This window comes from Agrococcus sp. TSP3-2-1, from assembly GCF_049897585.1.
Classification (GTDB): domain Bacteria; phylum Actinomycetota; class Actinomycetes; order Actinomycetales; family Microbacteriaceae; genus Agrococcus.
Map to the genome: position 1 here is coordinate 97876 of NZ_JAFCWN010000003.1, position 12413 is coordinate 110288.

Sequence of the window (12413 nt, forward strand, 5' to 3'; positions counted from 1 at the left end):
CATGCCCGCTCGAGCCCGCCGCGCCGTCGCCGAGCGCGTCGCGCCCGGCGGCGACGCGCTGGGCCTCATCGCGGGACTCGTCGGCGTCGCGCTCGTGGTGCTGCTCGTCTTCGTCGCGACTCGGCCGCCCGCCGAGCCCGTGCCGCCGCCGCAGTCGGCCCGCGTCGAGGGCGAGCTGCCCGCGCGGGTCGGCGAGTGGCGCGGCGCGCAGCTCGAGAGCGCCGCGATCGTCATGCGCGCGGGCCGCGACATGGGCCTCGGCGAGCGCGACGTGCAGCTCGCGGTCATGACGGCGATGGGCGAGTCGAGCCTGCGCGTGCTCGATCGCGGCGACGAGGCGGGGCCCGACTCGCGCGGCCTCTTCCAGCAGCGCGACGGCTGGGGGCCCTACGAGGTGCGCATGGATGCGTACGGCTCGGCCGTGCTCTTCTACCGGGCGCTCGCGCGCGTCGAGGGGCGCGACGCGATGGCGCCGACGCGCGTCGCGCACGCGGTGCAGATCAACCGCGACCCCGACCACTACGCGCGCTGGTGGGACGACGCCGGTGAGGTCGTCGCGGCGATCGACGCCGCCGAGGTGCGCGTCGTGCTCGACCGCTCCGGCTGACTCCCGCCCCGTGCGCCGCGTTCAACCCCCGCTCGATCCTCCTTGGCTCGACGCAGGCGCATACCTGGACCCCATCTCCCGAACGGGACCCGAGATCTCGGGTCCGATTGCCGAGATGGGGTCCGTTGCGCGCGGCGCGGCAGCGCCGCGTCAGCCTCGCAGCCGCTGCCGCATGTGCACGTCCGTCTCCGTCGCGGCGCGGCGCACGCCGTCGCGGTCGACGTACTCGTACGTCGTCGTCGAGCGCTCTCCCGTCTCGACGTAGCCCAGGCGGCGGTAGAGCGCGGCCGCTCTCGGGTTGTCGACGCCCACGCCGAGCTCGACGAGCGTCGCCCCCATCGCCGCCGCCTCCCGCTCGGCAGCGCCGATGAGCGAGGCGCCGATGCCACGGCCGCGCGCGACCTCGTCGACGAAGAGGTGGCGCAGCTCGGGCACGTCGCCGAGCACGAGCACGCCAGAACCGAGCGGCACGCCGTCCTCGAGCGCGACGAGGAAGAGCACCTCGCCCGCCTCCTGCCGGCGCAGATGCGACGCGGCCACAGCGGCGCCGGGAGGCTCCGCCGCCGCGAGCCTCGACGCATCCGCCGCCGTCGCTCGTCGGACCTCGACCGTCACCGGCCGACGCCGCAGATCTCGTCCGCGGCACGGCGCGCCCAGCGCTCCGCCTGCAGCACGTGCTCGACCGTGAGCTCGCCCGGCTCGTGCTGCTCGAGCACGCGCTCGACCGCCGGCAGGATGTCGAGGAAGCCGATCTCGCCGAGGTGGAAGGCCTTGACCGCTTGCTCGTTCGCGGCGTTGAAGACGGCAGGGAACGTCGAGCCGGCCCGCCCCACGCGCTTCGCGAGCGCGACCGATGGGAACGCATCCTCGTCGAGCGGCTCGAACGACCACGTCGACGCGCGCGTCCAGTCGAGCGGCACGCCGACGCCCGCGACGCGGTGCGGCCAGTCGAGCCCGAGCGAGATCGGCAGCCGCATGTCGGGCGGCGAGGCCTGCGCGATCGTCGAGCCGTCGACGAACTCGACCATCGAGTGCACGATCGACTGCGGGTGCACCGTCACGTCGATGCGATCGAAGGGCACGTCGAACAGCAAGTGGGCCTCGATGACCTCGAGCCCCTTGTTCACGAGCGTCGCGGAGTTCGTCGTCACCATCGGGCCCATGTCCCACGTGGGGTGCGCGAGCGCATCCGCGGGGCTCACGGCCGCCATCCGCTCGCGCGACCAGCCTCGGAACGGACCCCCGGATGCCGTGAGCACGAGCCTGCGGACCTCGAGCGCGTCACCCGCGAGCAAGCACTGCGCGATCGCCGAGTGCTCGGAGTCGACCGGCACGATCTGCCCGGGCTCCGCGCGCTGCATGACGAGGTCGCCGCCCGCGATGAGCGACTCCTTGTTCGCGAGCGCGAGCACCCGGCCCGCGTCGAGCGCGGCGAGCGTGGGCGCGAGGCCGACGGAGCCGGTGATGCCGTTGACCACGACGTCGCACTCGACCGCCTCGATCATCGTCACCGCCGCGTCGGCCCCGAGCGCGGCCTCGCCGCCGAACTCCGCCTGCTGCGCCTCGAGGCCCGCGCGGTCGGAGCCCGCGACGAGCCCGACGACCTCGAAGCGGCCCGGGTTCGCGCGGATGACGTCGAGCGTCTGCGTGCCGATCGAACCGGTCGAGCCGAGCACGATCACGCGCCGGCGCATCAGCGCACCTCCTCGGCGTCGGCGGCCCGCTCGTGCTGCGCGACGACCTCGCCGCCCGCCACGATCGTCGGCTCGTGCAGCACCGGGAAGGCGACGGAGGATGCGATGAAGCAGTCGCGACCCGCTTGCCCGTGCGCGTCGAGCGCATCCGCCGCCTGCGTCGCGTCGGCGATCGTCACGACCGGGCGCAGCACCGCGCGCGTGAAGCGGCCGCCGGTGCCGCTCGTCTCCATCTCGCCCGTCGCCGCATCGCGGTAGGCGGTCACGACGATGCCGCGACTCGCCGCCTGGTGGAGGTAGCTGAGCATGTGGCACTGCGCGAGCGCGGCGAGGAGCAGCTGCTCGGGGTTGTGGCGCCCGCGGTCACCGCGGAACGTCGGATCGGCGGAGCCGAGGATGTCGGGGAGGCCCTCGACGCGCACGACGTGGTCGCGCGTGTAGGAGCGGTAGGTCGCGGTGCCGTCGGCTCCCGCTCCCGTCCACTCGACCTCGACGGCGTAGGCGTGGCGCATCGGCATGGCTCCAGCGTAGGCGCGGCCTGCCGGGAGCGCCCGCTCGCGCGCGCTCGGGCGTAGGATCGGCGGCATGACTGACACCGTCGCCACCGCGCCCTCCCGCTCGATCGTCACGGAGATCCCCGGCCCGAACAGCCGCGCGCTCCTCGAGCGGAAGGCAGCGGCCGTCCCCCAGGGCATCCCGCACCAGCTGCCCGTGTTCATCGCGGAGGCGCATGACGCGATCATCACCGACGTCGACGGCAACCGCTTCATCGACCTCGGCTGCGGCATCGGCGTGACGACGATCGGCCACACGAACGACGCCGTCGTCGCCGCGGTGCGCGAGCAGGTCGGGAAGCTCACCCACTCGCTCTTCGGCACGACGCCCTACGAGCCCTACGTGCGCGTCGCCGAGTACCTCGGGAAGCACACGCCCGGCGACTTCGAGAAGAAGACGTTCTTCGTCAACTCCGGCTCGGAGGCAGTCGAGAACGGCGTCAAGATCGCCCGCAAGTTCACGGGCCGCCGCGCGGTCGCCGTCGTCGAGCACGGCTACCACGGCCGCACGAACCTGACGATGACGATGAACTTCAAGCCGGCGCCGTACGCGACGGGCATGGGGCCGCTCGCCTCCGACATCTTCCACGCGCCGGGCTCCTACCCGCTGCACGACGGCCTCGACGGCGCCGAGGCGGCCGAGCGCACCCAGTACTACCTCGAGAAGCACGTCGGCGTCTCCGACCTCGCGTGCCTCGTCATCGAGCCCATCCAGGGCGAGGGCGGCTTCATCGTGCCCGCCGACGGCTACCTGCCCGCGATGCAGGAGTGGTGCACCGAGCACGGCGTCGTGATGATCGCCGACGAGGTGCAGTCGGGCATCTCGCGCACCGGCGCGACGTTCGCGTCGTCGCTGTTCGGCTGGGAGCCCGACATGGTGCTCTCGGCGAAGGGCATCGCGGGCGGCATGCCGCTCGCGGGCGTCACCGGCCGCGCCGAGATCATGGACTCCGTGCACACCGGCGGCATCGGCGGCACCTTCGGCGGCAACCCCGTCTCGTGCGCCGCGGCCGTCGCCGTCTTCGAGCAGATCGAGGAGCACGACCTCAATGCGCAGGCGCAGCGGGTCGAGCGCGTGCTGCGCCCGCTGCTCGACGAGCTCGCCGAGCGCCACGAGGAGATCATCGAGGTGCGCGGTCGCGGCGCGATGCTCGCGATCGAGCTCATCGACGCCGCCTCGGGCGCCCCGATCCCGACCGCGCCCATCTCGAAGGCGTGCGGCGAGGACGGCGTGCTCGTGCTCACCGCCGGCACCGACTACAACGTGCTGCGGTTCCTGCCGAGCCTCGCGATCACCGACGACCAGCTGCGCGAGGCGGTCGACGTCATCGATCGCGCGATCGCGAGCACGAAGGCCGCGTGATGCTGATCGGCGTCCCGCGCGAGATCAAGACCGACGAGGCGCGCGTCGCGCTCACCGCCACCGGCGCGACGGAGCTCGTCGCGCGCAGCCACGAGGTGCTCGTCGAGACCGGCGCGGGCGTCGGCAGCGGGATCACCGACGAGGCGTTCGAGGCGGCCGGAGCCCGCATCGTGGCCACGGCCGAGGAGGCCTGGAGCGCGCAGCTCGTGCTCAAGGTCAAGGAGCCGGTCGGCCCCGAGCTCGACCTCCTGCGCGACGACCTGACGCTCTTCGCCTACCTGCACCTCGCGGCGGCACCCGAGCTCGCGCAGGCGCTGCTCGACCGCGGCACGACCGCGATCGCGTACGAGACGGTGCGCGCGCCCGACGGCTCGCTGCCGATGCTCGCGCCGATGAGCGAGGTCGCCGGCCGCCTCTCGGTCGTGCAGGGCGCCTCGCTGCTCACCGCGCCGCAGGGCGGGGCCGGGCTGCTGCTCGGCGGCGTGCCGGGCACCCGCGCGGGCCACACGGTCGTGCTCGGCGGCGGCGTCGCTGGCACCGCAGCGGTCGAGATGGCGGTCGGGCTCGGCTCGCGCGTCACGGTGCTCGACGTCTCGCTCCCGCGGCTGCGCCAGTTCGACACCATCTACGGCGGCCGCGTGCAGACGCTGCACTCGAACCGCGTGACCGTCGACCAGGCCGTCGTCGACGCCGACCTCGTGATCGGCTCGGTGCTCATCCCGGGTGCGAAGGCGCCCAAGCTCGTCACGAGCGAGATGGTCGAGCGGATGCGTCCCGGCTCGGTGCTCGTCGACATCGCGATCGACCAGGGCGGCTGCTTCGCCGACTCGCGGCCGACGACGCACGGCGACCCGACGTTCGACGTGCACGGCACCGTGTTCGCGTGCGTCGCGAACCTGCCGGGCGCCGTGCCGCGCACCTCGACCGAGGCGCTCACGAACGCGACCCTCGCCGCGACGCTGCGGCTCGCCGACCTCGGCTGGCGCGACGCGCTGCAGGCCGACTCGGGGCTCGCGGCTGGCCTCAACACGACCGGCGGGCGGGTCGCGCACGAGGGCGTCGCCTCGGCGCTCGGGCTTCAGGCCGCATCGGTGGCGTCCCTGCTCGGGTAGCGCAGCCTCGCGAAGCGCCCGTCCTGCAGCAGCCAGGCGGGCGCTTCGCGCATCGGCGGCGCGGGCGGCGCGTGCCGCAGCACTTGCCGCAGCGCCCGTTCGTCGACCCCGAGCACGACGACCGGCCGCTCGGCGCGCAGCCGGTCGAGCTCGCCCCACGCCGCCTCCCACTCGGCGACGGAGCCGACGACCGCGGTCGCGCTCGTGCCGGGCGCGGGTCGCGGCGCGCCGGCGAGCGCGAGCGGGAGCTCGACCCCGGCGCCGCGCACGACGGCGATCGGACCGATCGGCATCGACACCCACGCCGGCTCGCGCCGCGGCGCTGGCGCGTCGGGCAGCGCGAGCTGGACGCGCTCGTCGGCGAGCCACCCGGCACCCGGCGGCAGGCTCGCGTCGTGCAGGGCGCCCGCACCGCCCGCGACGATGTGCTCCTGGCGGCTCGCGATGCGCAGCAGCACGCGCGTCTCTGCGAGGGCTGCGACCTGGCTCATCGCGCTCGAGACGCGCCGGGCGGTGAGTGCGACCGCGCCGCCCTCGCGCATGCGGCGCAGCAGCAGCTGCACGACGATCGCCTGCTGCGCCTCGCCGAGCCGCGCGAGCTGCAGGTCGAGGTCGTCGACGACGAGCGCCCCGTGCCCTCCCGGCGCTGCGGCCCCCTCGAGCGCATCCCACAGCGCGTCCTCGCGGTCGACGACGGCGGTCCCGAGCTCGCCGGCGATGAGGTCGGCGAGGCTCGAGCGGCCGCTGCCAGCACCGCCGATCGCGAGCAGCGGTCCGTCGGCCGCGGGTCGCCACCGCACGGGATCGATGGCCTGCCGCGCGGGCCGGTCGACGAGACCGAGCCGCACGCTGACCGCTGCGCGATCCCCGCGCGCGTCCGCACCGTCGAGCGCCACGGCAGCGAGCCGCACGCGGGCCGGTAGCGGCTCGCGCCACGGCCGCGGCGGCCTCGCCATCGCCGCGGAGGCAGCGACGAGCCGCTGCAGGAGCGCGGGCGAGGCGAGCGCCGCTTGCGCGAGCCGGGTCGCGCCACCGCTCACGCGCACGACGCAGCGGCCGCGCGCCTCGAGCGGGATCGCCGCCGCCTCCGGGCTCCCGGTCACAGCGACGGCGTCGGCCTCGGAGGTCACGCGCAACGAGATGCGGATGCCGCAGTTGGCGAGCAGCGCGTCGCGCACCGCGTCGGCGGGTCGCTGCGTGCACAGCACGAGGTGCACGCCGAGCGAGCGGCCGCGCGCCGCGAGGTCGACGAAGAGCCGGTGCAGGTCGGGCAGCTCGTCGAGCATCGCGGCGAACTCGTCGACGACGATGACGAGCCGCGGCAGTCCCGTCGCCTCCTCGATCGAGCGCGCGCCTCGCTCGGCGAGGGCGCGCTCACGCCGCCGGAGCTCTGCTCGGAGGCTCTCGATCGCGCGCCGCGCGCCCGCCTCGTCGAGGTCGGTCATGACGCCGACGACGTGCGCGAGCGCGTGCAGCGCGGCGAACGACGCACCGCCCTTGAAGTCGACGAGCAGGAACGACACGTCCTCGGTCGAGCGGCCCGCCGCCATCGCCGCGACCCACGCGACGAGCAGCTCGCTCTTGCCGGCGCCGGTCGTGCCGCCCACGACGGCGTGCGGCCCGTCGCGCACGAGGTCGAGCGGGATCGGGGCATCGGCGACGAGGAACACCGCCTCGAGTCCGCCCTCCCCCGGTGGCAGCGCGTCGAGCTCGACGCGGCCGGGCAGCCCGCTCGCGCGGCGGAGCCCAGCGTGCTCGGCGGCGAGCGCGAGCGTGCGAGCGACGCTCGCGGCCTCCCTCGCGCTGAGCGCCGTCGGCACGACCTCGCGCCCCGCGAGCCGCGCGGCGTCGAGCGCGGCGCGCACGACGACCCGGCACTCGCGCGGCAGGAGCGCCGGCGCCGGCGCGATGGCGAGCGTGACGTCGACGTCGTCGCCGACGACGCGCACGTGGTGGCCGGGCTCGCGGTGCACGGGGTGCGGGAGGGGCGCGAGCCAGTCCCAGGCCTCGTCGTCGGGCGCGATCACCTCCGCCTCGTCGGGCGCGACGGCGTCGAGCACCTGCACGAGCGCCGCGCGCGCGAGCGCGATCGCGATGACGGGCGGGCCGACGAAGCCGATCCCCTCGCGCGCGTCGACCGTCACGGGTCCCTCGACGACCGATGCTGCCGAGCGCAGCCGCGCCGCCTCCTCGGCCGCGCCCACGCGCAGCGCGGCGGGGTCGGTCGCCGGGACGACACCCTCGACGACGATCCCCGAGGGCAGCGCGCCGACGCCCAGCACGATGTCGAGCGGCGCCCCGCGCTCGCGCCGCCAGCGGTGCGGGTTGTGCGGCGGGCGCGCGGCGATCCGGCGGGCGTCGGGATGCGCGACCTCGAGCTCGCGCCGCCGCTCCGCGACCGCGCGGTCGATGCGCTCAGCGACATCAGCGACCTCCGCTCGCCAGCGCGCCGCCTCGCGGCGAGCCCGCGCCCTGCGCACGCGCCGGCCGTCGCCGAGGCTCGCGAGCGCGATCACCGGTCCGAGGAGCGCGAGCACGAGCACCGTCGGCGTCTGCTGCAGCAGCCACATCGCGATCGCACCGAGCACCGGGGCGAGGCTCGCGAGCAGCGGGAACGACGCGGGCTCCGGCTCGACGGGCGGGCGCGGGAGGTCGATGCGCGTCTCCATGGCGGCAGGGTGCCGCTCGAGCGCGGCACCGCGCACCGCCACGGCGCGGGGCTGTGGAGACGGCTCCCGGCTACCGCTTCGCGAGCGATGCGGGGTTCAGGCGCGCGAGCACCGACCGCAGTCGCCCCTCCCCCTCGTCGCGGCGCTCGAGCACCGCGTCGCTCAGCGCCCAGGCGGCATCGACCTCCGGCTCGGTCGGGGGCCTCGGCGCGAACACCGCGCGGTCCACGCGGTGCGCGAGCTCACGCATCCGCTCGTCCTCGCCGGCTTGCTCGACCCGCGTGCCGCCCTCCGGCGCCGCGTCGCCGCGGTCGCGGAGGCCGTCGACGACCTCCGCCCACGCGCCCTCGGCCCGGTCGCGCGGCTCGTCGGCGCGACGGCGGCGCCTGCGGCGCACGACCTTCGCGACCACGAGCCCGACCGGCAGTGCGGCGACGAGCGCGAGCAGTCCCAGCACCGCCGCGGCGGCGCCGAGCGCCGCGAGCAGCCTCGAGGGGCCGTCCTCGCTGCGCTCCGGCGCGTTCGGCGCCGCAGCGTCGGCGCCCTGGCGCTGCCCGCCGGGCGCTGGCGCGGGCGCCTGCTGCGCGGGCGGCTGCTCGACGATCGCCGGCGCGCCCTGCTCCTGCTCGGGGATCGGGCGCGGCGCGGGTGAGACGTCGATGCCGACCCAGCCCGCCGACGTGCGCACCTCGATCCACGCATCCGCATCGGCGCCGACGACCGCGGTCGGGAGCCCCGGCTCGATCGCATCGGGGGTGAAGCCCACCACGACGCGCGCGTCGAAGCCGAGCTGGCGCGCGAGCAGCATCGCCGCCGTGGAGTACTGCTCGGCGTCGCCGATCATGGGCTCGGTGAAGAGCTCGATGAGCCGCTCGCGCGAGTGGCCGGGGCGGGAGGGCGCCTCGTCGTCGAGCACGCCGTGGCTGATGTAGCCGCTCGCGCGCATGCCGTCGACCATCGCCTGCAGGCGCGCGCCGGGCGTCTCTGCGTCGCCCGTCCAGGCGGCGAGCGCGGTGAGCATCTCCTCCGGCAGCTCGATCGCCGCCCGCCCGGGGTCGCCGGGCACGAGCTCCTGCACCCGCTCGGGCGGGACGATCGGCGCGCCCTGCTCGACCTGCATCTGGAAGCCGTCGCCCGGCCGGAGCCCCGCCTCGACGATGAGGGTGCGGAGGCCCCGGTCGCGGTGCAGCGTCGAGCGGAGCTGCTCGGCACGCTCGCCGACGAACCGCACGCCGGTCGGCACGCCGACGGTGGGCAGCCACGCGCTCGAGAGCTCGTCGATCGTGATGCCGACGAGCCGGCCGCTGCCCTCCTCGGCGCTCGCGACGCGCTCGAAGCCGGCGCGCTCGACGGTGAGCACCTCCCCGTCGTAGCCGTCGAGGGCGGCGATGCGGATGCGGTCCCCCGGCACGAGGCCCGTGGCGGTGAGCTGGCGGGCACCGCGCCGGTCCTCGGCCCAGAACGAGCGGTAGGAGGCCATCGGCGAGGCGCCCGGCAGCTCGACGGACGACGTGCTCCCGCCGCGCAGCACGACGCGCTCCGGCAGCTCGACGAGCGCGCCCGCCGTGCCGGCCGCGATCGCAGCGACGACCGCGACGGCGACGCCCGCGCCGACGCGGCGCGCGAGCGACGAGAGCGCGCGCGGCGCGCGGCTGCGCCTCCTCGCCTGCCGCACGACGGTGATGTAGGCGCCGATCGGGACGAGCGCGATCATGCCGAGCAGCCACGGGACGGGCATCGCGAGCGGCCCCCACAGGATCGACCAGACGCCGATCACGGCGGGCACGAGCGCGGCCGACTCGGCGGTGCGCGACCGCAGCGCGATCGACACGCCGATTAGGGTGCCGAAGAGCACGAGCAGCACGGGCGCGATGAGCAGCGCGTCGCTCGTGCCGACCGGCAGCCCGATCGTCAGCAGCCGCCGCCACGACAGCACGGTCGCGGCCGCGGCGTCGAGGAGCCCCTCGCCCCACTCGCCGCGCCCTATGCGCTGCGGGGCTGTGAGCGGCACGGCGAGCACGGCGAGGGCGGCGAGCGCGACGAGCAGCATCGAGAGCGAGCCCCAGCGGCGCACCGCGCCGAGGACGCCGATGCCGGCGCCGACGAGCAGCGAGACCGACACGGCGACGACGAGCTGCAGGGTGCCGAAGATCCACCACATCGGCACGCACGCGGCCGCGATGGCGAGCATGAGCAGGCCGACGCTCGGCGCGCGGCGGATCACGCGCGCCCCGCGTCGCCGATGCCGCGCGAGAGGTCCTCGATCGCGCCGACGGTCGCGACGTCGGCGTCGCCGAGCCGCGCCCTGGTCGGCACCGCCCCGACCGCGGCGCGCACGACGACCGAGACGACGCCCTCCGGCATGCCGTTCGCCGCGGTGCGGAGCTCGCGCGGCGGCACGGTCGACCCGGTCACGAGCCACGCGACGCTGCCGCGCGCCGTGCTGCGCGCCGCGCGCGCAGTGGCCGCGATGCCGACGCCGCTCCGCGCCTCGAGCACCGCGAGCGCGTCGAGCAGCCGGTCGCGCGTGACCGCGTCGATCGGCCGCACCGGGCCGCGCTCCGCTCGCGGGCTCTCGACGATGCGCAGCGAGCGGCGGTCGGCGATCGCGGCGAGGCCGAGGGTGCCGACGATCGAGAGGGCGAGCTCGAAGTCGTCGCCGTCGTACTCGCGCGGGTCGGTCGAGAGCACGATGAGCGTGTCGGCGCGCCGGGCGGGCTCGAACTGCCGCACGAGCAGCGAGCCGTGGCGAGCGCTCGAGCGCCAGTGCACGAGCCGCCGGTCGTCGCCCGGCGCGTACTCGCGCAAGCTGTGGAACGAGACGTCGTCTGCCGTGCGCTCGGCGGCCGCCTCCCCGTCGACGTCGCGCACGATGCCGCCCGCGCCGCCGGGCAGCCGCACGACGCGCGGGTGCACGACGAGCGTGCGCGTCTCGGTGAGCCGGTGGCGCCGCTCGAGCACGCCGAACGGATCGGTGCGCATGATCGTCGCCGGCCCGATCGTGCGCAGCCCGCGACGGCTCGTGTCGAGCGGCACCGAGCGCAGCACCTTGCCGCCGACGGCGAGCGACGGGATCTCGAGCACCGCCTCCTCGTCGCCGATGTCGAGGTCGATCTGGCGCGGCGTCGCGGCGCGCGTGGGGCGCGAGACCTCGATGAGCGCGAGCGCGTCGGCGCCGACCGGCACGCGCTCGGCGCTCAGGCCGATGCGGGCGCGCGCCCAGCGCTCGCCGACGATCCACGGGATCGCGCCGAGCAGCAGGGTCGCGGCGGCGACGGCCGCGACGAGCGCCTCCGCCCAGCCGAGCGAGCGGGCGAGGAACACGCCGAGCGCGACGACCGCGAGCAGCGCCCAGCCCCACGGGGTGATGGCGCGCAGGGCGGCGTCGAGCCAGCGCATCGTCAGCGCCTGGGCGGCGCCACGGTGAGCATGAGCTGCTGCACGATGCTCTCGGGCCGGACGTCGTCGAACTCCGCCTCCGGCTGCAGCACGAGGCGGTGCGCGAGCGCCGGCACGGCGAGCGCCTTCACGTCGTCGGGCGTGACGTAGTCGCGGCCGTGGATCGCGGCCCACGCGCGCGCCGTCCGCACGAGCGCGAGCGCGCCGCGCACCGAGACGCCGAGTCGCACCTCGTCGGCCTCGCGCGTCGCGTCGACGAGCCGCGCGACGTAGTCGACGATCGACGCCTCGACGTGCACGGCGCGCACCTGGCGCGCGAGCGCCTGCATGAGCCGCACATCGGCGACCGGCTCGACCCCCTCGGGCGAGAGCTCGTCGCCCGAGTCGGCGAGGATGCGCAGCGTCGAGGCGTGGTCGGGGTAGCCGATCGACGCCTTGAGCGCGAAGCGGTCGAGCTGCGCCTCGGGCAGCTGGTAGGTGCCCGCGTGCTCGACCGGGTTCTGCGTCGCGATCACCATGAACGGCTGCGGCACGGGATGCGCGATCCCGTCGACCGTGACGCGCCCCTCCTGCATGACCTCGAGCAGCGCCGACTGCGTCTTCGGGCTCGCGCGGTTGATCTCGTCGGCGAGCACGATGTTCGCGAACACCGGACCGGGACGGTACTCGAACTCCCCGGAGCCCTGGCTCCACACGCTCACGCCCGTGATGTCGCCCGGCAGCAGGTCGGGGGTGAACTGGATGCGGTTCGACGTCCCGGAGATCGCGGTCGCGAGCGCGCGAGCGAGCGACGTCTTGCCGGTGCCGGGGTTGTCCTCGATCAGGAGGTGCCCGTTGCTCAGCATCGCGGTGAGCGAGAGCTGCACGACGTGCGGCTTGCCGACGAGCACGCGCTCGACCTGCTCGACGACCCGCTCGGCGAGCTCCTGGATGGTCGAGACGTCGACGCCCGCGTCGACCGCGCTCGCGTCTGCCGCCGCCCTCGCGTTCAGCACTGTGGGCTCCTTCCTGCCGG

10 protein-coding genes are annotated in these 12413 nt (G+C 75.6%); 3 read left to right on the plus strand and 7 right to left on the minus strand.

The features are described 5' to 3' along the window. Position 1: 1 nt before the first annotated feature. On the plus strand, positions 2-607 hold the full coding sequence (locus tag ACP7BI_RS05230) for a hypothetical protein (RefSeq protein WP_425844199.1): 606 nt from the start codon (positions 2-4) through the stop codon (positions 605-607). Positions 608-757: 150 nt separating this feature from the next. Here the strand turns inward: ACP7BI_RS05230 and ACP7BI_RS05235 are convergent, their stop codons facing one another. Genes ACP7BI_RS05235 through ACP7BI_RS05245 form a run of 3 tightly spaced genes read right to left on the minus strand, consistent with a single transcriptional unit; the run spans position 758 to position 2819 of the window. Next, the gene (locus ACP7BI_RS05235) at positions 758-1222 is read right to left on the minus strand and encodes a GNAT family N-acetyltransferase (RefSeq protein WP_425844201.1); all 465 of its coding nucleotides are present in this window, start codon (positions 1220-1222) and stop codon (positions 758-760) included. Continuing rightward, positions 1219-2301: a 1-deoxy-D-xylulose-5-phosphate reductoisomerase gene (gene dxr / locus ACP7BI_RS05240; RefSeq protein ID WP_425844202.1), complete on the minus strand. Its 1083-nt coding sequence runs from the start codon at positions 2299-2301 to the stop codon at positions 1219-1221. The genes ACP7BI_RS05235 and dxr overlap by 4 nt, the downstream gene beginning before the upstream one ends. Continuing rightward, positions 2301-2819 (minus strand): OsmC family protein, encoded by a 519-nt coding sequence (locus ACP7BI_RS05245; protein WP_425844204.1) that lies wholly within the window; start codon positions 2817-2819, stop codon positions 2301-2303. Before ACP7BI_RS05245 ends, dxr begins: the two co-directional genes overlap by 1 nt. A gap of 67 nt (positions 2820-2886) precedes the next feature. Between ACP7BI_RS05245 and ACP7BI_RS05250 the strand changes: the two genes are divergently transcribed. Then, positions 2887-4218 carry an aminotransferase class III-fold pyridoxal phosphate-dependent enzyme gene (locus ACP7BI_RS05250; protein WP_425844205.1) on the plus strand — a complete coding sequence of 444 codons (1332 nt, stop codon included), beginning with the start codon at positions 2887-2889 and terminating at the stop codon, positions 4216-4218. Beyond that, entirely contained in the window at positions 4218-5330 is a 1113-nt protein-coding gene (gene ald, locus ACP7BI_RS05255) for an alanine dehydrogenase (RefSeq protein WP_425844206.1), read from the plus strand. Before ACP7BI_RS05250 ends, ald begins: the two co-directional genes overlap by 1 nt. Here the strand turns inward: ald and ACP7BI_RS05260 are convergent. From ACP7BI_RS05260 to ACP7BI_RS05275, 4 genes are all read right to left on the minus strand, one after another. After that, positions 5297-7999, minus strand: coding sequence for an FtsK/SpoIIIE domain-containing protein (locus ACP7BI_RS05260; RefSeq protein WP_425844208.1), 2703 nt, complete (start codon positions 7997-7999; stop codon positions 5297-5299). The genes ald and ACP7BI_RS05260 overlap by 34 nt on opposite strands. A 70-nt stretch (positions 8000-8069) precedes the next feature. Continuing rightward, positions 8070-10223, minus strand: a complete 2154-nt coding sequence (locus ACP7BI_RS05265; protein WP_425844210.1) for a transglutaminase-like domain-containing protein — start codon at positions 10221-10223, stop codon at positions 8070-8072. After that, positions 10220-11398: a DUF58 domain-containing protein gene (locus ACP7BI_RS05270; RefSeq protein ID WP_425844211.1), complete on the minus strand. Its 1179-nt coding sequence runs from the start codon at positions 11396-11398 to the stop codon at positions 10220-10222. Before ACP7BI_RS05270 ends, ACP7BI_RS05265 begins: the two co-directional genes overlap by 4 nt. A gap of 2 nt (positions 11399-11400) precedes the next feature. Next, positions 11401-12393, minus strand: coding sequence for an AAA family ATPase (locus ACP7BI_RS05275; RefSeq protein ID WP_425844213.1), 993 nt, complete (start codon positions 12391-12393; stop codon positions 11401-11403). Positions 12394-12413: the final 20 nt, after the last annotated feature.

Coding starts and splice junctions, on each gene's coding strand:
- ACP7BI_RS05250 (WP_425844205.1), top strand. CDS start 2,887: ATGACTGACACCGTCGCCACCGCGCCCTCCCGCTCGATCGTCACGGAG.
- ACP7BI_RS05230 (WP_425844199.1), top strand. CDS start 2: ATGCCCGCTCGAGCCCGCCGCGCCGTCGCCGAGCGCGTCGCGCCCGGC.
- ACP7BI_RS05245 (WP_425844204.1), bottom strand. CDS start 2,819: ATGCCGATGCGCCACGCCTACGCCGTCGAGGTCGAGTGGACGGGAGCG.
- dxr (WP_425844202.1), bottom strand. CDS start 2,301: ATGCGCCGGCGCGTGATCGTGCTCGGCTCGACCGGTTCGATCGGCACG.
- ald (WP_425844206.1), top strand. CDS start 4,218: ATGCTGATCGGCGTCCCGCGCGAGATCAAGACCGACGAGGCGCGCGTC.
- ACP7BI_RS05260 (WP_425844208.1), bottom strand. CDS start 7,999: ATGGAGACGCGCATCGACCTCCCGCGCCCGCCCGTCGAGCCGGAGCCC.
- ACP7BI_RS05270 (WP_425844211.1), bottom strand. CDS start 11,398: ATGCGCTGGCTCGACGCCGCCCTGCGCGCCATCACCCCGTGGGGCTGG.